Source organism: Streptomyces sp. NPDC048416 (assembly GCF_043200435.1).
Taxonomy (GTDB): domain Bacteria; phylum Actinomycetota; class Actinomycetes; order Streptomycetales; family Streptomycetaceae; genus Streptomyces.
The window spans coordinates 48057-72630 of the sequence record NZ_JBICXU010000005.1; the positions used below are offsets into that span (position 1 = coordinate 48057).

Annotated in this window: 15 protein-coding genes; 12 read left to right on the forward strand and 3 right to left on the reverse strand. The window is 71.2% G+C overall.

Annotation, left to right across the window (positions count from 1 at the left end; translation table 11 throughout):
- Positions 1-7 precede the first annotated feature (7 nt).
- The 5 genes from ACGFW5_RS08590 to hflX all read left to right on the forward strand — a co-directional run bounded on the left by ACGFW5_RS08590 (position 8) and on the right by hflX (position 7643).
- Entirely contained in the window at positions 8-595 is a 588-nt protein-coding gene (locus tag ACGFW5_RS08590; protein WP_393833440.1) for a hypothetical protein, read from the forward strand.
- A gap of 182 nt (positions 596-777) precedes the next feature.
- Positions 778-1641 carry a diaminopimelate epimerase gene (gene dapF, locus ACGFW5_RS08595; protein WP_393833441.1) on the forward strand — a complete coding sequence of 288 codons (864 nt, stop codon included), beginning with the start codon at positions 778-780 and terminating at the stop codon, positions 1639-1641.
- Positions 1642-1939: 298 nt separating this feature from the next.
- Positions 1940-4024, forward strand: a complete 2085-nt coding sequence (locus ACGFW5_RS08600) for a RelA/SpoT family protein (RefSeq protein WP_393833442.1) — start codon at positions 1940-1942, stop codon at positions 4022-4024.
- A 332-nt stretch (positions 4025-4356) separates the two neighbouring features.
- Complete coding sequence (locus ACGFW5_RS08605; RefSeq protein WP_393833443.1) at positions 4357-5838, forward strand: M1 family metallopeptidase; 1482 nt, start codon at positions 4357-4359, stop codon at positions 5836-5838.
- A gap of 302 nt (positions 5839-6140) precedes the next feature.
- Positions 6141-7643 carry a GTPase HflX gene (hflX, locus tag ACGFW5_RS08610; RefSeq protein WP_393833444.1) on the forward strand — a complete coding sequence of 501 codons (1503 nt, stop codon included), beginning with the start codon at positions 6141-6143 and terminating at the stop codon, positions 7641-7643.
- A gap of 210 nt (positions 7644-7853) precedes the next feature.
- Here the strand turns inward: hflX and ACGFW5_RS08615 are convergent, their stop codons facing one another.
- Both ACGFW5_RS08615 and ACGFW5_RS08620 read right to left on the reverse strand, forming a co-directional pair.
- On the reverse strand, positions 7854-9023 hold the full coding sequence (locus ACGFW5_RS08615; protein WP_393833445.1) for a trypsin-like serine peptidase: 1170 nt from the start codon (positions 9021-9023) through the stop codon (positions 7854-7856).
- A 173-nt stretch (positions 9024-9196) separates the two neighbouring features.
- Positions 9197-10420, reverse strand: coding sequence for a hypothetical protein (locus ACGFW5_RS08620; protein WP_393833446.1), 1224 nt, complete (start codon positions 10418-10420; stop codon positions 9197-9199).
- A gap of 336 nt (positions 10421-10756) precedes the next feature.
- Here ACGFW5_RS08620 and ACGFW5_RS08625 point away from each other — a divergent pair, with 336 nt between their 5' ends.
- The 5 genes from ACGFW5_RS08625 (at position 10757) to ACGFW5_RS08645 (ending at position 19398) form a co-directional block, all read left to right on the forward strand.
- Positions 10757-12178, forward strand: a complete 1422-nt coding sequence (locus ACGFW5_RS08625) for a diaminobutyrate--2-oxoglutarate transaminase family protein (protein ID WP_393833447.1) — start codon at positions 10757-10759, stop codon at positions 12176-12178.
- Positions 12179-12215: 37 nt separating this feature from the next.
- The gene (locus tag ACGFW5_RS08630) at positions 12216-14087 is read left to right on the forward strand and encodes an IucA/IucC family protein (protein WP_393833448.1); all 1872 of its coding nucleotides are present in this window, start codon (positions 12216-12218) and stop codon (positions 14085-14087) included.
- Between the two features lie 43 nt (positions 14088-14130).
- Positions 14131-15036 (forward strand): GNAT family N-acetyltransferase, encoded by a 906-nt coding sequence (locus ACGFW5_RS08635; protein WP_393833449.1) that lies wholly within the window; start codon positions 14131-14133, stop codon positions 15034-15036.
- Positions 15037-15388: 352 nt separating this feature from the next.
- Positions 15389-17380 carry an IucA/IucC family protein gene (locus ACGFW5_RS08640; RefSeq protein ID WP_393833694.1) on the forward strand — a complete coding sequence of 664 codons (1992 nt, stop codon included), beginning with the start codon at positions 15389-15391 and terminating at the stop codon, positions 17378-17380.
- Between the two features lie 47 nt (positions 17381-17427).
- Positions 17428-19398, forward strand: coding sequence for an ATP-dependent DNA helicase (locus ACGFW5_RS08645; protein ID WP_393833450.1), 1971 nt, complete (start codon positions 17428-17430; stop codon positions 19396-19398).
- Positions 19399-19499: 101 nt separating this feature from the next.
- Here ACGFW5_RS08645 and lexA read toward each other — a convergent pair whose 3' ends face one another.
- On the reverse strand, positions 19500-20291 hold the full coding sequence (gene lexA / locus ACGFW5_RS08650; protein ID WP_393833451.1) for a transcriptional repressor LexA: 792 nt from the start codon (positions 20289-20291) through the stop codon (positions 19500-19502).
- 573 nt (positions 20292-20864) lie between these two features.
- Between lexA and nrdR the strand changes: the two genes are divergently transcribed.
- Positions 20865-21386 carry a transcriptional regulator NrdR gene (gene nrdR, locus ACGFW5_RS08655; protein WP_393833452.1) on the forward strand — a complete coding sequence of 174 codons (522 nt, stop codon included), beginning with the start codon at positions 20865-20867 and terminating at the stop codon, positions 21384-21386.
- 154 nt (positions 21387-21540) lie between these two features.
- Entirely contained in the window at positions 21541-24444 is a 2904-nt protein-coding gene (locus tag ACGFW5_RS08660) for a vitamin B12-dependent ribonucleotide reductase (protein ID WP_393833453.1), read from the forward strand.
- Positions 24445-24574: the final 130 nt, after the last annotated feature.

Consider the following 24574-nt stretch of genomic DNA (forward strand, 5'->3'; position numbering starts at 1 on the left):
AGGGCGCGTGGCGATGGAGGCCGGCCCTCGAAACAGAGAGCAAGGAGCGCGGCAGGACACCGCGCCCGCGGGCTCGACGGATCACGGTCCGGCGGCGCCGGACGCCGCCGAAGCGGAATCCGCCGCCCAGGACGCGACCGACCCCGCGCGTGACACCCGAGCGACACCGCCTGTCCTGGGTTCCGCGGTGCTCGGCGCCTCGGGCCTGAGCCCCGACGGGCCGGAGGACGGCTCCGTGGGAGCGGTGTCGGACGGCGGCGAGGTCGAGGTCGAACTGCGCCCCCAGCGCCGCCTGCGGATCTGGCAGCTCGCCCCCATCGTGATGCTCGCGGCCCTCGGCTCGCTCATGTTCGCCTTCCCCCTCGCCTTCGAATTCGGCGACGGCGGACCGGTCGTGGCCATGCTCGGACTCCTCATCAGCTGCTGCGCCGCGGGCTGGGGCATGATGGCCGCGCGCCGCGTCGGCCACACCTGGCCGGGGCTGCCCAGCAGGGGATCGCGCGAACGCCCCGACTGGCGGGTCCTCGCCCTGTACGTCGGCGTCGCCTGCGTACTCGTCGCGCTCGCGGTCTGGCGCGTGGCCCGGCTCCGCTGACCGCGCCGGCTCGGCTGACCCCGTCGGCTCGGCTCACCCCGCCGACTCCGTGACCTCGCCAATTCCGCTGACCCCCTCGGCCCCCCCGTCGGCCCCCCGTCGGCCCCCCCGTCGGCCGTCCCGGCGGGCCGCCGCACCGGCCTCACCGGCCCACTGTCGGTGCGCGCCCGTACGATTGACGCGTGAACACCGCACCCATCGCCTTCCTCAAGGGCCACGGAACCGAGAACGACTTCGTGATCGTCCCCGACCCGGACAACGCCCTCGACCTGCCCGCGGCCACCGTCGCCCGGCTGTGCGACCGCCGAGCCGGAATCGGCGGCGACGGCCTGCTCCACGTGGTGCGCAGCGCCGTCCACCCCGAGGCCGAGGGCATGGCCGACGAGGCCGCATGGTTCATGGACTACCGCAACAGCGACGGTTCGATCGCCGAAATGTGCGGCAACGGAGTGCGCGTCTTCGCCGGCTACCTGCATCGCGCCGGGCTCGTCGAACAGGGCGACCTGGCCATCGCGACCCGAGGCGGCGTCAAGAAGGCACACATCGCCAAGAGCGGTGACGTCACCGTCTCCATGGGCCGTGCCCAGCTCCCCGAGTCCGCGGTCACCGTCACCGTGGACGGCCGCAGCTGGCCCGCGCGCAACGTGAACATGGGCAACCCGCACGCCGTCGCCTTCGTGGACGACCTCGACCACGCGGGCGAGCTGCGCTCGGTGCCCCCGTTCAGCCCCGCCGAGGTGTACCCGGACGGCGTGAACATCGAGTTCGTCGTGGACCGCGGCCCCGGCCACGTGGCCATGCGGGTCCACGAGCGGGGCTCCGGCGAGACCAGGTCCTGCGGCACCGGCGCCTGCGCCGTCGCCGTCGCAGCCGCCCGCAGGGACGGCGCGGACCCGGCCGTCACCGGCGCCCCCGCGACGTACACCGTCGACGTGCCGGGCGGAACACTGGTCATCACCGAATACCCGGACGGTGAGATCGACATGACCGGACCCGCGGTGATCGTCGCCGAAGGCGTCATCGACCCGTCCCTCCTGGCGGACTGAGCGGCCCCGCCGAGCCGCCCGCCCCGCCCGCAGGGTCCGGCCCGCCGCGCCTCCCCCCAGCGGCGGCCCGCCCCGCCGGGGCCCGGCAGCTTGCTCCCGCCGGGGCCCGGGCCGACGACCCCGGCCGTCCGGCCGACGGCGAAACGGCCATGGCGTGAACCTTCGCTCGAATGGGTGATCCGGTTCACGCTGAGCGAGAGCGGGACTGCGCCACGTGGTGGGGTCGGTAGCATCAAGCACCGGTCCGGAGAGGCACGCCGGTCCCTCCACCACCGGTCGATGCTGCCGGAGGTACCCCATGAGTGCAGAGGCCACAAATCCTGGTGCTCACAGCCGCCGACGCGGCCGCCCCCGGATCGACCTCCGCCGACTGGGCCGCGCGGCACTGCTCGGCCCGGTCCCACGCGACCGGCTGCCCGACGCCATCGGTCACGTGGCCGACGCCCACCGGGCCCACCACCCCGACGCCGACCTGGCCGTACTGCACCGGGCGTACGTACTCGCCGAAGCGTCCCACCGCGGCCAGTTCCGCAAGAGCGGCGAGCCCTACATCACGCATCCGCTCGCCGTGACGCTGATCCTCGCCGAACTCGGCGCCGAAACCACCACGTTGACCGCGTCCCTCCTCCACGACACCGTGGAGGACACCGAGGTGACGCTCGACCAGGTACGGGCGGAGTTCGGCGAGGAAGTCACCTATCTGGTGGACGGCGTCACCAAGTTGGAGAAGGTCGACTACGGGGCCGCGGCCGAGCCCGAGACCTTCCGCAAGATGCTCGTCGCCACCGGTGACGACGTACGCGTGATGTCGATCAAACTCGCCGACCGGCTGCACAACATGCGCACCCTGGGCGTGATGCGTCCCGACAAACAGGCCCGCATCGCCAAAGTGACCAGGGACGTACTGATCCCGCTCGCCGAACGGCTCGGTGTGCAGGCCCTCAAGTCCGAACTCGAAGACCTGGTCTTCGCGATCCTGCACCCCGAGGAGTACGAGCACACCCGGGCCCTGATCGCGGCCAACTCCGGCACCGTCGACCCCCTCATCGCCATCGCCGACGGCGTACGCGCCGTGCTGCGGGAAGCCGGGATCCACGCCGAAGTCCTCATCAGGCCACGCCACTTCGTCTCGGTGCACCGGGTCCAGCTCAAACGCGGCGAACTGCGCGGCACCGACTTCGGCCGGCTCCTCGTCCTGGTCGCCGAGGACGCCGACTGCTACGCGGTCCTCGGTGAACTGCACACCTGCTTCACGCCGGTCGTGTCCGAATTCAAGGACTTCATCGCCTCGCCCAAGTTCAACCTGTACCAGTCGCTCCACACGGCGGTCGTCGGGCCGGCCGGCGAAGTCGCCGAAGTCCTTATCCGTACCCGCCGGATGCACAAGGTCGCCGAGGCCGGAGTCATCGCGCTCGGCAACCCCGGTGCGGCAGGACCCGGCGACGGCCCGCAGCAGGCCGGGGACGAGCGCGAGGACCCGACACGCCCCGGCTGGCTCTCACGCCTTTTGGACTGGCAGCAGAACGCCCCCGACCCGGACACCTTCTGGTCCTCCCTGCGCGAGGAACTGGCGGGCGACAGCGAGATCACGGTGTTCTGCGCCGACGACCGCACCCTGGTCCTGCCGGCCGGCGCGAGCTGTGTGGACGCCGCGTACGCGCAGTACGGGGCGGCCGCCCACAGCTGCATCGGCGCACGCGTCAACGGCCGCCTGGCAACGCTCGGTACGGTCTTGAACGACGGCGACACCGTGCACCTGCTGCTGGCCCAGGACGCCACCTCGGGGCCCTCGTCCGACTGGCTCGACCACGCGAGGACCCCCGCCGCCCGGATCGCGATCGCCGGCTGGCTCGCGGTCAATCCGGAAGGCGCCATCGTGCCCGCCGCGACCCCGCGCCCCCAGGTCAACGTCCCCGCCGACCGGCGTACCGCCGCCAACGCGGTGACCGATCTGCCCGGCGTGACCGTACGGCTGGCCGGCTGCTGCACCCCCGTGCCGCCCGACGCGGTCACGGGATTCTCGGTGCGCGGCGCGGCGGTGACCGTCCACCGCCGGCAATGCCCGGCCGTCGTGCGCATGCAGGCCGTGGGGCGCGCGCCGGTGGAGGTGCGCTGGGGAGAGGCCGCGGAATGCCGCGTCACGCTGGTCGCCGAGGCCTTCGGACGCCCCCGGCTGCTGGCCGACCTCACGGAAGCCATCGCCGGCGCCGACGTGGCCATCGTCTCGGCCACCGTGGAACCCCCCAGCGAACAACGCGTCCGGCACACCTACACCCTCCAACTCCCGGACGCCACCCGGTTGCCCGCACTCATGCGGACCATGCGCGACGTGGCGGGGGTGTACGACGTGAGCCGGGCGCAGCATCCGGCGGCGGCGGGGTGAGCGTGGGATGACGATTTTCAGAATCTGACATTGGCCATCCCCAGCGTTCGGCGGCAGCGGCAGCGGCAGCGGCAGCGGGGGCGGGGGCGGGATGAGCGTGGGATTGACAACTTTCGGAATCTGCCATCTGCCATCCGTCATCCCGCCGCCCCTCCGCGTCGACCTCCGCCGTCCCCCGGCCGGCACCAGCCCCCCGGCCGGCACCAGCCCCCCGGCCGGCACCAGTCGGCCGGTCACCACCCGGTCAGCACCACCCGCTCGGGTGCCCCCGTTCGGGTGGCCCCCATGCGAGTCGGCAGGGGCGGGCCCCTTCGCGCTGGTAGCGGTAGGGCATGCCGCTCACCCCGCGCCGTCCCCGTTCCCGCCGCCTGCGTGCCGTGCTGCTTGCCGCGGCCGCGGCCTCCGTCGTCGCCGCGGCCCTGCCCGCCCCGGTGCCGCTGGGAATCGGCGATCCGCTCTTCCCGCATCTCGGCAACCCCGGCTACGACGTCCTCGCGTACGACATCGGGCTCACCTACCCGGGCGTCAACACGAAGCCGATGGAGGCCGTCACCACGATCGACGCCGTCGCGACGGACGATCTGGAGCACATCAACCTCGACTTCGCCCGCGGCACCGTGCACGGCGTCGACGTGAACGGACAGGCGGCCCAATTCGCCTCCGCCGACGAAGACTTGGTGATCACTCCACAGGACCCCGTCCACACCGGTGAATCGCTACGGATCACCGTGCGGCACACCAGCGACCCCAACGCGGCGCGCGACGGCGGCTGGGTACGGACCACCGACGGCCTGGTGATGGCCAATCAGGCCGACGCCGCCCACCGCGTGTTCCCGTGCAACGACCACCCGTCCGACAAGGCGTACTTCACCTTCCATGTGAGCGCCCCCGCGGACGTGACGGTCGTCGCCAACGGGCTGCCCATCGGGCGCGAGCGCCGGGGCGGGCGCATCGTTTCCTCGTACCACAGCAGCCATCCCATGGCGACCGAGCTCGCCCAGGTGTCGATCGGACACTCGGCGGTGCTGCACCGGGAGGGACCGCACGGGCTGCCTATCCGTGACGTGGTCCCCGCGGCGGACCAAGCCAAGCTGGAGCCGTGGCTGAAGAAGACGCCCGACCAGATCGCCTGGATGGAGCGGCGGGTCGGGCGGTACCCGTTCGAGACGTACGGGGTGCTGATCGCGGGCGCCGACACGGGCTTCGAGCTGGAGACGCAGACCCTGACCCTGTTCGAGCGGTCCCTGTTCGTCCGGCCCCAGTTCCCTGAGTGGTACGTGGACTCGATCATGGTGCACGAGCTGACGCACCACTGGTTCGGCGACAGCGTCTCGCCCCGCGCGTGGTCGGACGTGTGGCTGAACGAGGGACACGCCACCTGGTACGAGGCGTTGTACGCCGAGGAGTTCGGCAAGCAGCCCATGGAGCGCAGGATGCGCAACGCCTACGCCCTCTCGGACAGCTGGCGCGCGGCAGGCGGCCCCCCGGCGGCGCCCAGGGCGGCCGGCCCCGGACAGAAGATCGGGATCTTCCGGCCCATCGTCTACGACGGCAGCGCCCTTGTCCTGTACGCCCTGCGCGAGGAGATCGGGACGCGCGCCTTCGAGCGCCTTGAGCGGCGCTGGGTGCGGGACCACCGGGACTCCACGGCGACGACCGCCGACTTCTCCGCGCTGGCCTCACGCATCGCCGGCCGTGACCTGTCCGGTTTCTTCAAGGCGTGGCTGTACGGCGAGAAGACCCCGCCGATGCCCGGCCACGCAGACTGGCACAGCCGGACGCCGGTGCACGCCCCGCCGGCGCCCCGGCACTGAGACCGCACCACGAGCCCCACCGCGAGACCGCACCGCAAGGCCGCACCGCAAGGCCGCACCGCAAGGCCGCGGGGCCGGAGCGGGGTGGAGTGGTACCGGAGTGGGGCTGGAGTGGGCCCGAAACCGGGGTGACGTCCCTGGAGGCCCCGTGCGACCATCGTTCACGTCGGCGGCGCAGCCAGGGACCGGATTCCGCCCGGAATCGTTCGGGAATCATTTGGGCCCGTTACGCGTTGTGACCGACACAGCCGGAGTTCCCCCGGGAGCTTCCGGTCCGGAATTCCAACGACGTAAAGGATCCAATGACCTCCTCTTCATCCCCTTCCCAGGACGAGCAGAGCTTCGCGGACACCCACCGCACCGAGAGCCTTCGGGCCGATGCCCTGATGGAAGAGGACGTCGCCTGGAGCCACGAGATCGACGGAGCGCGGGACGGCGACCAGCTGGACCGCTCCGAGCGTGCCGCGCTGCGGCGCGTGGCGGGCCTGTCCACCGAGCTCGAGGACGTCACCGAGGTCGAGTACCGGCAGCTGCGCCTGGAGCGCGTGGTGCTGGTCGGCGTATGGACCACGGGGACACTCAAGGACGCGGAGAACTCGCTCGCCGAGCTCGCGGCCCTCGCCGAGACGGCGGGCGCCCTGGTGCTCGACGGCGTCTACCAGCGCCGCGACAAGCCCGACCCGGCCACCTACATCGGTTCCGGCAAGGCGCAGGAGCTGCGCGACATCGTCCTTGAGACGGGCGCCGACACGGTGGTCTGTGACGGTGAGCTCAGCCCCGGCCAGCTGATCCATCTGGAAGACGTCGTCAAGGTCAAGGTGGTCGACCGCACCGCCCTGATCCTCGACATCTTCGCCCAGCACGCCAAGTCCCGTGAGGGCAAGGCGCAGGTCTCGCTCGCGCAGATGCAGTACATGCTGCCGCGTCTGCGCGGCTGGGGTCAGTCGCTGTCGCGGCAGATGGGCGGCGGCGGGTCGAGCGGCGGCGGTGGCATGGCCACCCGTGGCCCCGGTGAGACCAAGATCGAGACGGACCGTCGGCGGATCCGCGAGAAGATGGCGAAGATGCGCCGTGAGATCGCGGAGATGAAGACCGGCCGCGAGATCAAGCGCCAGGAGCGCCGTCGCAACAAGGTGCCATCGGTCGCCATCGCCGGTTACACCAACGCCGGCAAGTCCTCGCTGCTCAACCGCCTCACGGGCGCGGGCGTGCTGGTGGAGAACTCGCTGTTCGCCACCCTTGACCCGACCGTGCGCCGGGCGGAGACGCCCAGCGGGCGGCTCTACACGCTGGCCGACACCGTCGGATTCGTACGGCACCTGCCGCACCACCTCGTCGAGGCGTTCCGCTCCACCATGGAGGAGGTCGGCGATTCCGACCTGATCCTGCATGTGGTGGACGGGTCGCACCCGGCGCCGGAGGAGCAGCTGGCCGCCGTGCGCGAGGTCATCCGCGACGTGGGCGCGGTCGATGTGCCCGAGATCGTGGTGATCAACAAGGCGGACGCGGCGGACCCGCTGGTGCTCCAGCGGCTGCTGCGCATCGAGCGGCACTCCATCGCGGTCTCGGCCCGTACCGGCGAGGGCATCGAGGAGCTGCTGGCGCTCATCGACACCGAACTGCCGCGTCCCGAGATCGAGATCGAGGCGCTGGTGCCGTACACGCACGGGCAGTTGGTCGCCCGGGCGCACACCGAGGGCGAGGTGATCTCCGAGGAGCACGTGGCGGAGGGCACCGTGCTCAAGGCCCGGGTGCACGAGGTGCTGGCCGCCGAGCTCGCTCCCTATGTGCCGGCCGCGCACTGACCGTATGCACCACGCGTCGGCCAGGTGATCGGCCGCAAGACGAAAGGCCGCCTCCCTCGCGCACGAGGGAGGCGGCCTTCGCCGTATCCGGGTGGACCGGGTCGCCGACGCCGTATCCGGGTGGACCGGGCGGGCCGGGTCCTGGATCCGCACCCGGTGGATCCGGCGAGCCGGGTGTCGGTGCCGTGTCCGGCCGGGTGGGGCCGGGTGTCAGCGGCCGCCGTACTTCGCGCTCATCGAGTCGAAGAGCGCCTTGGCGCCTGCGCCGAGCTGAGGGCCGGCCAGCCAGCCCGCGGTGACCGGGCCGATCGAGGTGTTGGAGACCAGCTGCGCCTTGCCGTCGGGTCCGTTCATGAACCAGCCGCCGCCGGAGGAGCCGCCGGTCATGGTGCAGCCGATGCGGTACATCGGGGGAGTGCCCGGGCTGATGGAGAGCTGACCGGGGTGGTCGACGCACCGGAACATCTGCGAGCCGTCGTACGGCGGAGCCGCCGGGTAGCCCCAGGCGCCCATCGAGGGGACGGTCTTGGCCTGCGGGGCGGAGAAGTTGACCGTCAGCGCGTTGCCGACGGTCTCCTCCAGGGACTTGGTGCCGTTCTGCGGCTTCACGTGCAGGACCGCGTAGTCGTACGGGGCGCCGGTGCCGCCGGTCGGGCCGCCGTCATTGATCCACTCGTTGGACGTCGAGGCCCAGTCGGCCCAGTACACGCCGTAGGGAGCGACCTCCTGCGGCTTGGCGTTGTTGAGCGCCGCCGCCGGCTTGCCCTGGTCGTTGTAGGAGGGGACGAAGGCGATGTTGCGGTACCAGCCGCCGGAGCCGCCCTGGTGGACGCAGTGACCGGCGGTCCACACCAGGTTGGACCTGCCCGGGTGGGCCGGGTCCTTCACGACGGTGCCCGAGCACACCATGGATCCCTCGGGGGAGTCGAAGAACACCTTGCCGACCGGTGCGGCGAACTGGTGGTACGGCAGCTTCTCCTGGACGGCCTTGACGGGCGCGGGCTCGGGATCCGAGATGCCCGTGCCGCCGGTGACGTCGCCGGCCGCCATGGTCTTCTGCGGGTCCTTGGCGGACTTCATCCGGTCCGGCTTCCACAGGCCGTCGATCACCGGGTTGACGAAGTCCTTGGCGTCACGCAGCCAGGTGTTCTTGTCCCAGTCCCTCCAGCCGCCGTTCTTCCACTTGTCCAGGTCGGCCCCGTGCTTCTTGAGGGCGTCGGCCAGACCGGCACGGGAGGCGGCATCGTCCTTGGTTCCGGCGGAGCCGGAGGCGGACGGCTTGCTGTCGGCGTCGTTCCCGCCCGGACCGCACGCGGTGGCGGTCAGCGCGAGAGCCGCCGCGAGACCGCAAGCGGTCAGCAGCGGACGTATGGATCGCATGAAAACGATTCCCCCTGATGAGCCTGCCCCTCAAGGCAGGTTTTGTCATGTGCTTGTCAGCGCGATGGGCGCGGCTGTGCGCCGTCGGCCCACCGTGCGGCCCCCTACTATGCCCGTTCGGCACGAGGGGAACGCGCGGGGGCCCTGTCGTTCACAGGACCCCCGCAAAGGGCTTACCGTCCGGCGTACTTGGTGCTCACCGAGTCGAAGACGCCCTTGGCCTCCTTGCCTAGGCGCGGGCCGGCCAGCCAGCCCGCCGTGACCGGGCCGATCGACGTGTTGGAGACGAGCGCGGGCTTGCCGTCCGAGCCCGTGGCGATCCAGCCGCCACCGGAGGACCCGCCGGTCATGGTGCAGCCGAGGCGGTACATCGTCGGCATGCTCGCGTCGAGCGAGAGACGGCCCGGCTTGTCCTTGCACTGGTACAGCTTCTGGCCGTCGAACGGCGGCGCGGCCGGGTAGCCGTTGGCCGACATGGAGGCGATCTTCGGCACGGCGGGCGCGTTGAAGTCCACCGGCAGCGCGCCCCCGACGGTCTCCTCAAGCGACTTGCCGTTCGAGCCCTTCTCCGGCGTCACGTGCAGCACCGCGAAGTCGTACGGAGCGCCCTGGCCGCCGGTCGGGCCGCCGCCCTCGATCCACTGCTGCGACGTCTGCGCCCAGTCGGCCCAGTAGACGCCGTACGGCGCGATCTGCTGCTTGGTGGCCTTCTGCAACTGGGCCGTCGGCAGGTCGGTGTTGTTGTACGAGGGGACGAAGGCGATGTTGCGGTACCAGCCGCCCTTGGTGCCCGCGTGCACACAGTGGCCCGCGGTCCACACCATGTTGGACTTTCCGGGGTGCGCCGGGTCCTTCACGACGGTCGCCGAGCACACCATCGAACCCTCGGGGCTGTCGAAGAACAGCTTGCCCAGCTCCGGAAGGCTCTGGTGGTACGGAGCCTTCACCGCCGCGGCCTTCACGGGCGCCGGCGTCGGGTCCGTGATGCCCTTGTCGCCGGAGATGTCGTTGGGGACGGCCTTCTCCGGGGGCTTGTCCGCCTTGCGCATCCGGTCCGGGTCCCACAGGCCCTGGATGATCGGGTTGACGTAGTCCTTCGCCTCACGAAGCCACTTGTCCTTGTCCCAGTTCCTCCACTCGCCGTTCTTCCACTTGTCCAGATCGATCCCGTGCTTCTTGAGCTGTTCCTTGACGTCATCGGGAATCTGAATCTTGTCAGTGCCATCCGTGGCGGCCGACGCCGTCGGCTTGCCGTCGGCACTGGAATCACCGGGTCCACACGCGGTGGCGGTCAGCGCGAGCGAGGCCGTGAGGCCGAGCGCGGCCAGGACCGGCGAGACCCCGCGGCGCGTGCTCCTCCCCGTACGCTCGGCGCTGGACGGACGTATCGGTCGCATCTCGAACTCCCCCTGGAACTTCGTCATCAAAGCGTCTTCGTCTTCTGAACTCGTGAGCAGCGGCACCACGAACCGGTGCCGGAGTGCGGCCCCCACTATGCCGGTGCGCGGCGGGACGGTACGCGGCAGGGCCGCGGTCGCGCTCCCGCCGGGGCACCGGACCCCCGCCGGTAAGGCGAACCTTCCTTGGTGGCAAGGAACTTCTTGTCAGGCCGTGATCCCGCGGTCCCGGCGTCGTTGGTACGTACGGGGGACATCAGGACAGCGTTCAGTGCGGGCGTTCGCAGTGCGCAACGGACGCGATACGGAACCGTCACAGCGGGAGGACCAGCAGTCGTGTCCGTGACCCAACCAGCTCCGACGGCGCTGCCGGGCGCTCATGAGGCAATCCTGCGAAGGCAGTCCCTGCGGGAGTCGGCGGCCCGCACCTACGCCCGTTCCCTGCCCATCGTTCCCGTGCGGGCCCGCGGCCTGACGATCGAGGGCGCGGACGGGCGGCGCTATCTGGACTGCCTTTCGGGCGCGGGAACGCTGGCCCTTGGGCACAACCATCCCGTCGTGCTCGAAGCGATCCGCAAGGTCCTCGACTCGGGCGCGCCGCTGCACGTCCTCGACCTCGCCACACCCGTCAAGGACGCCTTCACCACCGAGCTGTTCGCCACACTGCCGCGCCAACTCGCCGAGAACGGGCGGATCCAGTTCTGCGGCCCGGCCGGTACGGACGCGGTCGAGGCGGCCCTGAAACTGGTCCGCACCGCCACCGGACGCTCCGGCATGCTCGCCTTCACGGGCGCCTACCACGGCATGACCGCGGGCGCCCTCGCCGTGTCCGGCGGCGCCGGTGAGGCGGGAGTGACCCGGCTTCCCTACCCGCAGAACTACCGCTGCCCGTACGGAGCCGGCGGTGAACGCGGGGCCGAACTCGCCGCCCGCTGGACCGAGAACCTTCTCGACGACCCCAAGGGCGGCGTCCCCGCGCCGGCCGGGATGATCCTCGAACCCGTCCAGGGCGAGGGCGGTGTGATCCCCGCGCCCGACACCTGGATGCGGCGGATGCGGGAGATCACCGCGAGCCGGTCCATCCCGTTGATCGCGGACGAAGTGCAGACGGGCGTCGGCCGCACCGGCACCTTCTGGGCCGTCGAGCACAGCGGGATCGTGCCCGACGTCATGGTGCTCTCCAAGGCCATCGGCGGTTCGCTGCCGCTGGCCGTGATCGTGTACCGCGACAGTCTCGACGTCTGGAAACCGGGCGCCCACGCCGGTACGTTCCGCGGCAACCAGCTCGCCATGGCGGCCGGCACGGCCACCCTCGCCCACGTCCGTGAGAACGGGCTCGCCGAGCGCGCGGCGGTCCTCGGGGCCCGCATGCTCGGCCAGTTGCAGGGCCTCGCCGCCGACCACCCCTGCATCGGCGACGTCCGCGGCCGTGGCCTGATGATCGGTGTCGAACTCGTCGATCCCGAACGCGAAGACCTCAGCTCCGGCAACCCGCCGCCGCCCGCGCCCGCCCTCGCCGCCGTCGTACAGCAGGAGTGTCTGCGACGCGGGCTCATCGTCGAACTCGGCGGCCGGCACTCCAGCGTCGTACGGCTGCTGCCTCCGCTCACCCTCACCGACGAACAGGCCGTGGCCGTCCTCGACCGGCTCGCCGACGCCCTGGCCGCCGCCGCACGTGCAGCGCACACACGCGCCGACACGAGGCCCGCCCCCGGGCCCGGCGCACACCACCGGGCCGAGACCGGGCCGTCCCACTGAACCAGGACCACCCCACGAGCTCCCGAGGAAGACCCCCGTGAATCCCACACCCGCACCCGATGCGCACGAGGCCGAGGGCCCCGCCACCGCCCACCGCGGCCCGCTGGTGGACGAGCCGACGACGGTGCCGCGCCAGAAGGCCGGGATCCACGGCGAACGACTGACCACCCCGCACGACCAGGACCCGCTGGACGCCCCCGAGCCGGGCGCCGCCGCCGACGCGGCCGCCGTCGAGAACCTGTTGCGCTGCTGGGTGCGCGAGAACGACCTGGCCGCCCCCGACAGCATGGTCCTGCGCATCCCGCTCCCCGCCAGCGGCGCCGCGCTGCTCGTACCCGTGCGGTACTGGTCGGCCACCGGCTGGCACCGGTTCGGCCTGCCCGCTCTTCAGGGCGCCGCCCTCGACGCCCCGCCCGCCGACGCCGTCACCGTCGCCGCGCTCCTGGGCCGCGAGGCCGGTCAGAGCGAGGGCGCCGACCTGGTGGGGCGCGTCGCGGATTCCGTACGCCGCACGGCGTGCTTCATCGCCGACCGGCGCAGCCACCCGGGCCCCCGGGACACGGCCGACCTCTTCCTCACCGCCGAGCAGTCCCTCCTGCTCGGGCACCCGCAGCACCCCACCCCGAAGAGCCGCGAGGGCCTGTCCGACGCGGAAGTACGGCGCTACTCACCCGAGTTGTACGGCCACTTCCCGCTGCACTGGATGGCCGTCGACCCGACCGTGCTCGCCACGGACTCGGCGTGGACGGAGGGCGGCCGCACCGTGGCCGCCGGCGACCTGGCGCACCGGCTCGCGGGCGCCGGCCTTCAACTCCCGCCCGGCACCGTCCCGTTGCCCCTGCACCCCTGGCAGGCGCGCGACGTCGTCCAGCGGCCCGCCGTGGCCGCACTGCTCGATGCCGGGCTCCTGCACGACCTGGGCGCGCACGGCGCCCACTGGTACCCCACCTCGTCCGTCCGCACCGTGCACCGTCCCGGCGCCGACGCGATGCTCAAACTGTCACTCGGCGTTCGCATCACCAACTCCCGTCGTGAAAACCTCCGCAAGGAACTCCACCGGGGTGTGGAGGTCCACCGTCTGCTGCGGGCCGGGCTCGGCGAGGAATGGCAGTCCGCCCACCCCTGCTTCGACATCGTCCGCGACCCCGCCTGGCTCGCCGTCGACACCCCGGAGGGCGAGGCGCTGCCGGGGCTCGACGTCATGATCCGCCACAACCCCTTCACGCACAGCGACGACGCCGTCTGCATCGCCGCCCTCACGGCGCCGCGTCCCATGGCGGGCCACCCGGGCATGCGCTCGCGCCTGGCCGATGTGGTGGGCCGGCTCGCCGCCCGCACCGGCCGGCCCACCACGGCGGTCTGTGCCGAGTGGTTCCTGCGCTACCTGGACCAGGTGGTACGCCCGCTGCTGTGGCTGGACGGCACGGCGGGCATCGCCCTGGAGGCCCATCAGCAGAACACGCTGGTCCTGCTGGACCCCGACGGATGGCCCGTCGGCGGCCGTTACCGCGACAACCAGGGCTACTACTTCCGCGAGTCGCACCGCGCCGCCCTGGAGCGACGACTGCCGGGCATCGGCGCCACCAGTGACACCTTCGTCGCCGACACCGTCACCGACGAACGCTTCGCCTACTACCTCGGCATCAACAACATCCTCGGCCTCATCGGCGCATTCGGCGCCCAGCACCTCGCCGACGAAGGCGTACTCCTGGCCGCCCTGCGCCGGTTCCTCGCCCACGCCGCCGGTCTCGGCTCGCCGCTGCCCGGCCAGTTGCTGACCAGCGCGACGCTGCGCTGCAAGGCCAACCTGCTGACCCGGCTGCACGGCCTCGACGAACTCGTCGGCCCGGTCGACACCCAGTCCGTCTACGTCACCATCGCCAACCCCCTCCACACCAACGGCACATGACCCGTGCGATCTGCTGATACGAACTGCTGAGAGGAGCGTCGCCGTGCCTCCCACCGATGCGAGCGCCGACGCCGACGCCGGCCCGGCCCCCCGGCCCAGGGACGCGGCCGAGGACACTCTGGACCTGCAACTCCCGGACGAGCCGGGCGCCCTGTTCGGCGACGACACAGCCGGGCCGGGCGGCCCGGGCCGGGGCAGGTCCGCGGCCCCCGCCCGGCCCGGCCCTGCCGACGGACCGGGCCAGGGATCTGCGGCCGGATCCGACTCGGCGCCCCCCGCGCCGACTTCGTCCCCCCACGGCGGCGCGGCGTCGGCCGGTGTCGCCGGCCGGCCGGAGGGGCCGGGCAGCGGCCCCCGAAGGGCCCACCCCGTCGTGGAGGACCTGCTCGACTCGCCGGGCGACTGGGCGCCCGCCACGACGCCGCTCGGAGCGTTCCGCCTCGTACCCGTACGACTCGAACGCGACCTCGCCCTCCTCGCCCGGTGGATGAACGACCCTGCCGTGGCCGCCTTCTGGGACCTGGCCGGACCCGAATCCGTCACCGCCGCCCATCTGCTGCGCCAGCTGGACGGCGACGGCCGCAGCGTGCCCTGCCTGGGTGTGCTCGGCGACACCCCCATGAGCTACTGGGAGGTCTACCGCGCCGACCTGGACCCGCTGGCCCGCCACTATCCGGCCCGCCCGCACGACACGGGCATCCATCTGCTCATCGGCGGTGTCGCCGACCGCGGCCGGGGCGTCGGGACCACCCTGCTCAGGACCGTCGCCGACCTGATCATCGACAACCGCCCGTACTGCCCCCGTGTGATCGCCGAACCCGATCTGCGCAACACCCCCTCCATCTCCGCGTTCCTCAGCGCCGGCTTCCGTTTCCACGCGGAGGTCGACCTTCCCGACAAGCGCGCCGCCCTGATGGTCCGCGACCGCGCGCTCAGGAACCTGCTGTGAACGCCCCGCCGCAGCGCATACACACCCAGCCGAATCGGTCCCACCCCGAGGAGTCTCCGTGCCGAACCCTCCTTCCCCCCGTGACTCCCGCGGCCCCCTCGACCCCGAAGCCCCGCCCGGACTGCTGGCCCCGCCCGAGCTGAACCGCGAGGCGTGGGACCGCGCGGGACGACTCCTCCTCGCCAAGATGATCGGCGCCTTCGCGTACGAGGAGATCGTGCAGCCAACGGTAGGGTGCCCCACTGACAATGCCGGTCCCGGTGGAAAAACCGCAGGTCAGTACGGGTTCGCGTTGGATGACGGCAGTACGTTGACGTTCGCGGCGCGGCGCGGCGCGTACGGTGGCTGGCAGGTGGACCCCGAATCCGTGCGGCGGGTCGAGCGGGTCGAGCCGATCGAGCGGGTCGCACCGGCCGCCGAGAACATCCCACGCGCAAACGCCAGGAGCGCCGAGCGCCAGTACGGCGCAACCATCGAGCGCCCGTACGGCGAGAGCACCCAGCTCCCCTACGCGGAGAGCGCCGAGCGTCCGTACGCGGAGAGCGCCGAGCGTCCGTACGGCGAGAGCGCCCAGCGCCCGGACGCGGGGAGCGCCGGGCACTCGTACGCGGCGAGCACCGAGCACCCGGACGGCGAGAGCACCCAGCTCCCCTACGCGGGGAGCGCCGAGCGTCCGTACGCGGCGAGCACCGAGCACCCGGACGCGGAGAGCGCCGACCGCCAGTACAGGGAGAACACCCAGCTCCCGTACTCGCAGAGCACCGACCACCCGTACCGCGAGCCCCGCGAGCCCCGCGGTGGGCCAGGACACGTCCTCACGGATCCGCTCCGCTTCCTCGCGCTCGCCCGCCGGACCCTCGGCGTCGACGGCGCCACCTTCGGTCACCTCGTACGGGAACTCTCCGCCACCCTGGCCGCCGACGCCCGCCTGCAGAGCACCGCACTGCCCGCAGCGCGGCTCGCCGACCTCGGGTACGCGGAGCTTGAGGGCCACCAGTGCGGGCACCCCTGGCTCGTGCTCAACAAGGGGCGGCTCGGTTTCTCCGCCGACGACGCCGCCCGGTGGAGCCCGGAAGCCCGCACCCCGGCGCGGCTGCCCTGGATCGCGGTGCGCACGGATCTCGCCGACTACCGGGGCGTCGAGGCGCTGGCCACGCCGGACCGGCTCTATGCGCGCGAGCTCGACGCCCCGGTGCGCGCGGCGTTCGCCGCCGCGCTGCGGGCCCGCGGGCTCGATCCCGCCGCGTATCTGTATCTGCCCGTCCACCCCTGGCAGTGGACGGAAATGATCCTTCCGCTCTTCGCGCCCGCCATCGCCGGCAACGCCATCGTGCCCCTTCCCACCGACGGTGACGTGCGGCTTCCGCAGCAGTCCATCCGCACCTTCCTCAACCTCTCCAAGCCCGACCGGCACACGGTGAAGCTCCCGCTGTCCATCCTGAACACCCTGGTCTGGCGGGGCCTGCCGACCGAGCGCACGGTCGCCGCGCCCGCGGTCACCACCTGGATCCAGGGCCTGTGCGACGGCGACCCGTTCCTGCGGGACGAGTGCCGCGTGATCCTGCTGGGAGAGGTCGCCTCGGTGGCCGTGGAGCACCCCGTCTACGACCGGGTCGGTGAAGTTCCGTACCAGTACAAGGAGTTGCTGGGGGCCATCTGGCGCGAGCCCCTGCCGCCGAGGCTGGCGGCGGGCGAGCGGGCCCGGACCCTGGCCGCGTTGCTGCACACGGACCCCGAAGGGCGCGCCTTCACGGCCGAGCTCGTCGACCGCTCCGGTCTCGCGCCGCAGGTGTGGCTGCGGCACCTCTTCGGCGCCCTGCTGCCGCCGCTGCTGCGCTTCCTCTACCGCTACGGAACCGTCTTCTCGCCCCACGGGGAGAACGCCATCGTCGTCTTCGACGACCACGACGTACCCGTGCGCCTGGCGATCAAGGACTTCGTCGACGACATCAACGTGAGCGCCGAGCACCTGCCCGAACACGACACGATGCCCGAGGACGTGCGGAACATCCTGCTCACCGAGGCCCCCGGATTCCTCACCCAATTCATTCATTCGGGGCTCTTCGTGGGGGTCTTCCGCTTCCTCGCCCCGCTCTGCGAGGATCAACTCGGCGTCGCCGAGGCCGACTTCTGGGCGCTGGTGCGTGAGGAGATCGTGCGCTACCAGGCGCGCTTCCCCGACGACAAGGACCGCTACGAGACCTTCGACCTGCTGACGCCGCGGATCGACAGGCTCTGTCTGAACCGGAACCGGCTGCACACGGACGGCTACCGGGACCGCCCCGAGCGGCCGCACGCCACCGTGCACGGCACCGTCGCGAACCCTCTGGGACCGGCGCAATGATGCGACGGTCCGCGGTTGTCAGTGGCGAGCCTTAGGCTGGTCCGGCTATGACAAAGCCTTCACTCCCCGAGCTCCTGCACGCCGCCGTCACCGCCGTCGGCGGCGTGGAGCGGCCTGGCCAGGTCGCCATGGCCACCGCCGTCGCCGATGCCGTCGACGACACCTCCCACCTGCTGGTCCAGGCCGGGACGGGCACCGGAAAGTCCCTCGGCTACCTGGTGCCGGCGCTGGCCCACGGGGAGCGGGTGGTGATCGCCACGGCGACGCTCGCGCTCCAGCGCCAGCTCGTGGAGCGTGATCTGCCGCGCACCGTGGAGGCGCTGCATCCGCTGCTGCGGCGCCGTCCGCAGTTCGCCATGCTCAAGGGCCGTTCGAACTATCTGTGCCTGCACCGCCTCCACGAAGGCGCGCCGCAGGACGAGGACGAAGGCCTCTTCGACCAGTTCGAGTCGGCCGCGCCCACCAGCAGGCTCGGCCAGGACCTCCTGCGGATGCGGGACTGGGCGGACGAGACCGAGACCGGCGACCGCGACGCCCTGACCCCGGGGGTCTCGGACAAGGCGTGGGGGCAGGTCTCGGTGTCCTCACGGGAGTGTCTGGGCGCGACGAAGTGCGCGTACGGGGCGGAGTGCTTCGCGGAGATGGCCCGCGAGCGCGCCAAGCTCTCCGATGTGGTCGTCACCAATCACGCCCTGCTCGCCATCGACGCGATCGAGGGCGCGCCGGTGCTTCCGCAGCACGAGGTGCTGATCGTCGACGAGGCCCACGAGCTGGTCTCCCGGGTCACCGGCGTCGCCACCGGCGAGCTCACTCCCGGCCAGGTCAACCGAGCCGTTCGGCGCAGCGCCAAGCTCGTCAACGAGAAGGTCGCCGACCAGCTCCAGACCGCCGCCGAGGGTTTCGAGCGGGTCATGGAGCTGGCGCTTCCGGGCCGTCTTGAGGAAGTCCCGGAGGATCTGGGCTATGCGCTGATGGCGCTGCGGGACGCGGCCCGCGAGGTGGTCTCGGCGCTGGGCTCCACCCGCGACAAGTCCGTCCAGGACGAGGACGCCGTGCGCAAGCAGGCCCTCGCCATGGTCGAGTCGGTGCACGGCGTGGCGGAGCGCATCACCAACGGCTCCGAGTGGGACGTCGTCTGGTACGAGCGGCACGACCGTTTCGGGGCGTCGCTGCGGGTCGCGCCGCTTTCGGTGTCGGGGCTGCTCAGGGAGAAGCTGTTCGCGGAGCGTTCGGTGGTGCTCACCTCGGCCACCCTCAAGCTGGGCGGGGACTTCAACGGGGTGGGTGCCTCGCTCGGCCTCTCCCCGGAGGGCACCGTCGGGGAGGACGTGCCGCAGTGGAAGGGGCTCGATGTCGGCTCGCCCTTCGACTATCCCAAGCAGGGCATTCTGTATGTTGCGAAGCATTTGGCGGCCCCCGGCCGTGAGGGCTCGCGCGGCGACATGATGGACGAGCTGGCCGAGCTGGTGGAGGCGGCCGGTGGTCGCACCCTCGGTCTGTTCTCCTCGATGCGGGCCGCGCAGGCCGCCGCCGAGGAGCTGCGCGGCCGGCTGGACCATCCGATCCTGCTCCAGGGCGAGGAGACGCTGGGCGAGCTGATCAAGTCGTTCGCCGCCGATCCGGAGACCTGCCTGTTCGGCACGTTGTCGCTCTGGCAGGGCGTCGATGTGCCGGGGCCGAGCTGTCAGCTGGTGGTGATGGACCGGATCCCGTTCCCGCGGCCCGACGACCCGCTGATGAGCGCCCGCCAGAAGGCGGTGGAGGAAGGCGGCGGCAACGGCTTCATGGCGGTGGCCGCGACGCATGCCGCGCTGCTGATGGCGCAGGGCGCGGGCCGTCTCGTACGGGCGACCGGCGACCGGGGTGTGGTCGCGGTCCTGGACCCGCGGCTGGCCAGCGCCCGTTACGGCAGCTATCTGCGGGCCTCGCTGCCCGACTTCTGGTACACCACGGACCGTAACCAGGCACGTCGGTCGCTCGCGGCGATCGACGCGAGCGCCAAGGCGGACGGCAAGTAGCGCGAGGGGCGCTGTGGCCACGGGGGGACAGGAGGGGACACAGCAGGGCCCCGGGACCGGCGCAGGAGGTCCCGGGGCCCGGTCACGAGCCGGCGGAGGGGTCAGACCCGCCGGAGCACCGCCACGACCTTGCCCAGGATGGTCGCGTCGTCGCCGGGAATCGGCTGGTATGCGGCGTTGTGAGGCAGCAGCCAGATGTGGTTGTCCTCGCGCTTGAAGCGCTTGACCGTGGCCTCGCCGTCCAGCATCGCGGCCACGATGTCGCCGTTCTCGGCGACGGGCTGGCGGCGGACCGTGACCCAGTCGCCGTCACAGATGGCGGCCTCGATCATCGAGTCGCCGACGACCTTCAGGACGAACAGCTCGCCGTCGCCGACCAGCTGGCGGGGGAGGGGGAAGACGTCCTCGACCGACTCCTCGGCCAGGATCGGACCACCGGCGGCGATCCGGCCGACCAGGGGCACGTACGACGCGGCCGGCTTGCCCGCGGTGTCCGTGGGCTGGCTGCTCGGCTGGTCGGAGCCGCGGACCTCGTAGGCGCGCGGCCGGTGCGGGTCGCGGCGCAGGAAGCCCTTGCGCTCAAGGGCCATCAGCTGGTGGGCCACGGACGAGGTGCTGGAGAGGCCCACGGCCTGACCGATCTCGCGCATCGACGGCGGGTAGCCACGCCGCTGCACGGAGTCGCGGATGACTTCGATGACCCGCCGCTGCCGGTCGGTGAGCCCGGAACTGTCCGCCCTGATGCCTGGAGGCCTGCCGGGCAGGGAGCGGGCGGGCCGTGCGGCCTCCGCCCCCTGGTTCGTGACTGCGTCATTCATGGCATGCACCGGCTCAAGTCGGGTCTGGGAGCGGTCCTGGGCAGTGATGGTGGCACTGTCTGCGGTCGTGGTCACGTCGGCGGCCCCTCTCGAATGTGGTCTCCCTAGCTGGACAACGGTAGTTGCTTTCGAAAGGTTGCGCCAAACACACGTTCGAGTGAAAAATCGCAGAACGCGCTACGCGTTCCTATGGCTGGGTGTATGTGCGAGTCCCGACTGGGGGCCCGTCGAACGGCAATTCGGGCGATTACGGTACCCTTCACCGCCGGGGCGGCCGCTGGGCGACCACCCCCCTGGGGGGCCGTTCCGGGCGGCTGCCGCGCGTCGCCCGCGACTGCGGAGCACCGGCGGCCAGTCTGACATCCGGCACCCCGCGATCCACCGCTGCGACGCGCTTCCCGTACTCTCTTGGGCGGCCGGAAATCGCCCGGCGGGCCCGGCGCGGTCCCGCGACACGCGGTGGCACTGGATAAGCGGCAAAGCCCGAGATCTACTAGATCTAGTGGTTGGATTGGTGCAGCCACCCAGAAGTTGTGGTCCGTGGTCCGCCAAGGCCCTGGCCATCGCCTATGCTTGGGGTCGCTTCGCGGGGCCGTTTCCGGGCCCGCCGGAGCTATTCAGTCGTGCTGTGAAGGAGGCTTGGGAACCATGCACTGCCCCTTCTGCAGGCACCCCGACAGCCGTGTCGTCGACAGTCGTACGACCGACGACGGTACGTCGATCCGCCGGCGCCGCCAGTGCCCCGACTGCTCCCGTCGCTTCACGACGGTGGAGACGGCCTCGCTGATGGTCATCAAGCGGTCGGGTGTGACCGAGCCCTTCAGCCGCACCAAGGTCATCTCGGGCGTCCGCAAGGCGTGCCAGGGACGGCCCGTCACGGAGGACGCCCTCGCCAAGCTCGGCCAGCGGGTCGAAGAGGCGGTGCGCGCCACCGGCAGCGCCGAGCTGACCACCCACGACGTGGGCCTTGCCATACTCGGCCCCTTGCAGGAGCTCGACCTCGTCGCGTACCTGCGCTTCGCGTCCGTATACCGGGCTTTCGACACGCTCGAAGACTTCGAGGCCGCCATCGTGGAACTCCGCGAGCAGCGGCCCCCCGGGGATCGACCAGACGAGTGCGTGGCCGGCGTGACCCCCGAGGTCCCCGTGCCCGCCACCGCCGCCGACTGACCGAGGGGCCCGGGCGGGCCCGCGGTCGCCGATCGGCGGCATCCAGGACCTGCCAGGGGTGCGCTTCTGCTGCGCCCGTGGCATCAGACAAACACCGTGCTCTGGGAACATTCAGGCACTTTTGGGCGTTTTTGCCCGCGTATGGGAGGCGGCAATGACAGAGACGGCGAGCGGCCCGGCACGAGGCTCCCGAGCCAAGGGATCCAAGGCCACCAAGGGGCTGCGCATCGAGCGCATCCACACCACCCCCGGCGTGCATCCGTACGACGAGGTGTCGTGGGAGCGCCGTGACGTCGTCATGACCAATTGGCGCGACGGCTCGATCAACTTCGAGCAGCGTGGCGTCGAGTTCCCCGACTTCTGGTCGGTGAACGCGGTCAACATCGTCACCAGCAAGTACTTCCGCGGGGCCGTCGGCACCCCGCAGCGCGAGACCGGTCTCAAGCAGCTCATCGACCGGATCGTGAAGACCTACCGCAAGGCCGGCGAGGACTACGACTACTTCGCCTCGCCCGCCGACGCCGAGATCTTCGAGCACGAGCTGGCGTACGCACTCCTGCACCAGATCTTCAGCTTCAACTCGCCGGTGTGGTTCAACGTCGGCACGCCCCAGCCGCAGCAGGTCTCGGCCTGCTTCATCCTGGCCGTCGACGACTCCATGGAGTCGATCCTCGACTGGTACAAGGAAGAGGGCATGATCTTCAAGGGCGGCTCCGGTGCCGGCCTGAACCTCTCCCGCATCCGCTCCTCCAAGGAGCTCCTGTCCTCCGGCGGCAACGCCTCGGGCCCCGTCTCCTTCATGCGCGGCGCCGACGCCTCGGCCGGCACCATCAAGTCCGGCGGCGCCACCCGCCGCGCGGCCAAGATGGTCATCCTCGACGTCGACCACCCCGACATCGAGAACTTCATCGAGACCAAGGTGAAGGAGGAGGAGAAGATCCGCGCGCTGCGTGACGCGGGCTTCGACATGGACCTGGGCGGCGACGACATCACGTCCGTCCAGTACCAGAACGCCAACAACTCGGTCCGCGTGAACGACGCGTTCATGAAGGCCGTCGAGCAGGGCGGCAAGTTCGGCCTGCGCGCCCGCATGACCGGTGACGTCATCGAAGAGGTCGACGCCAAGTCCCTCTTCCGCAAGATGGCCGAGGCCGCCTGGGCCTGCGCCGACCCGGGCATCCAGTACGACGACACCATCAACCACTGGCACACCTGCCCCGAGTCCGGCCGTATCAACGGCTCGAACCCGTGCAGCGAGTACATGCACCTGGACAACACGTCCTGCAATCTCGCGTCCCTGAACCTGATGAAGTTCCTCAAGGACGACGGCAAGGGCCACCAGTCCTTCGAGGTCGAGCGCTTCGCCAAGGTCGTCGAGCTGGTCATCACCGCGATGGACATCTCGATCTGCTTCGCGGACTTCCCGACCCAGAAGATCGGCGAGAACACCCGCGCCTACCGCCAGCTCGGCATCGGCTACGCCAACCTCGGCGCCCTGCTGATGGCCACGGGTCACGCGTACGACTCCGACGGCGGCCGCGCGCTCGCCGGCGCGATCACCTCGCTGATGACGGGCACCTCCTACAAGCGCTCCGCCGAGCTCGCCGCGGTCGTCGGCGCGTACGACGGTTACGCCCGCAACGCCGAGCCGCACCAGCGCGTCATGAAGCAGCACGCCGACGCCAACGCCACGGCCGTCCACGTGGACGACCTGGACAACCCGATCTGGGCCGCCGCCACGGAGGCCTGGCAGGACGTGATCCGGCTCGGCGCGAAGAACGGTTTCCGCAACGCGCAGGCCTCGGTCATCGCGCCCACCGGCACCATCGGCCTCGCCATGTCGTGCGACACCACCGGCCTTGAGCCCGACCTCGCCCTGGTCAAGTTCAAGAAGCTGGTCGGCGGCGGCTCGATGCAGATCGTCAACGGCACGGTGCCGCAGGCGCTGCGCCGTCTCGGCTACCAGGAGGAGGCGATCGAGGCGATCGTCGCCCACATCGCCGAGAACGGGAACGTCATCGACGCCCCGGGCCTGAAGACCGAGCACTACGAGGTCTTCGACTGCGCCATGGGTGAGCGTTCCATCTCCGCGATGGGCCACGTCCGCATGATGGCGGCCATCCAGCCGTGGATCTCCGGCGCCCTGTCCAAGACGGTCAACCTGCCCGAGACCGCCACGGTCGAGGACGTCGAAGAGGTCTACTTCGAGGCGTGGAAGATGGGCGTCAAGGCGCTCGCCATCTACCGCGACAACTGCAAGGTCGGCCAGCCCCTCTCCGCCAAGACCAAGACGGTCACGGACGGGGAGAAGGAGGCGGTCACCGCCAAGGCCGAGGACACCATCCGTACCGCGGTCGAGAAGGTCGTCGAGTACCGCCCGGTCCGCAAGCGCCTGCCCAAGGGCCGCCCGGGGATCACCACGTCCTTCACGGTCGGTGGCGCCGAGGGCTACATGACGGCCAACTCCTACCCGGACGACGGCCTGGGCGAGGTCTTCCTGAAGATGTCCAAGCAGGGCTCCACCCTGGCGGGCATGATGGACGCCTTCTCCATCGCGGTGTCCGTCGGCCTCCAGTACGGCGTGCCGCTGGAGACCTACGTCTCGAAGTTCACCAACATGCGCTTCGAGCCGGCCGGCATGACGGACGACCCGGACGTGCGGATGGCGCAGTCGATCGTCGACTACATCTTCCGCCGCCTGGCGCTGGACTTCCTGCCGTTCGAGACGCGTTCCGCGCTCGGCATCCACTCCGCCGAGGAGCGCCAGCGCCACCTCGACACCGGTTCGTACGAGCCGACCATGGAGGAGGACGAGCTGGACGTGGAGAGCCTGGCGCAGTCCGCTCCGCGCCAGAGCGAGCCCCTGAAGGCCGTCGCCGCGCCGAAGCCGGCCGTGGTCGAGGCCCCCAAGGTCGCGCACAACTCGGCCGAACTCGTCGAGATGCAGCTCGGCGTCAGCGCCGACGCGCCGCTCTGCTTCTCCTGCGGTACGAAGATGCAGCGGGCCGGCTCCTGCTACATCTGCGAGGGCTGCGGCTCGACCAGCGGTTGCAGCTGATTTCGAGCGCAATCGCATCGGATGCCGACATCCGGAGTGACCCGCACAGGTAGCTGACCAGCAGTAAGCGAAGGGGACCGGCCATCGGCCGGTCCCCTTCGCCGCGTGCTGCGGTCACTGCTCGACCGCC

What these genes read in the sequence shown, in the direction of transcription:
- ACGFW5_RS08600 (WP_393833442.1), top strand. Translation starts at nt 1,940, where the DNA reads ATGAGTGCAGAGGCCACAAATCCTGGTGCTCACAGCCGCCGACGCGGC.
- ACGFW5_RS08605 (WP_393833443.1), top strand. Translation starts at nt 4,357, where the DNA reads ATGCCGCTCACCCCGCGCCGTCCCCGTTCCCGCCGCCTGCGTGCCGTG.
- hflX (WP_393833444.1), top strand. Translation starts at nt 6,141, where the DNA reads ATGACCTCCTCTTCATCCCCTTCCCAGGACGAGCAGAGCTTCGCGGAC.
- ACGFW5_RS08615 (WP_393833445.1), bottom strand. Translation starts at nt 9,023, where the DNA reads ATGCGATCCATACGTCCGCTGCTGACCGCTTGCGGTCTCGCGGCGGCT.
- ACGFW5_RS08620 (WP_393833446.1), bottom strand. Translation starts at nt 10,420, where the DNA reads ATGCGACCGATACGTCCGTCCAGCGCCGAGCGTACGGGGAGGAGCACG.
- ACGFW5_RS08645 (WP_393833450.1), top strand. Translation starts at nt 17,428, where the DNA reads ATGACAAAGCCTTCACTCCCCGAGCTCCTGCACGCCGCCGTCACCGCC.
- nrdR (WP_393833452.1), top strand. Translation starts at nt 20,865, where the DNA reads ATGCACTGCCCCTTCTGCAGGCACCCCGACAGCCGTGTCGTCGACAGT.
- ACGFW5_RS08660 (WP_393833453.1), top strand. Translation starts at nt 21,541, where the DNA reads ATGACAGAGACGGCGAGCGGCCCGGCACGAGGCTCCCGAGCCAAGGGA.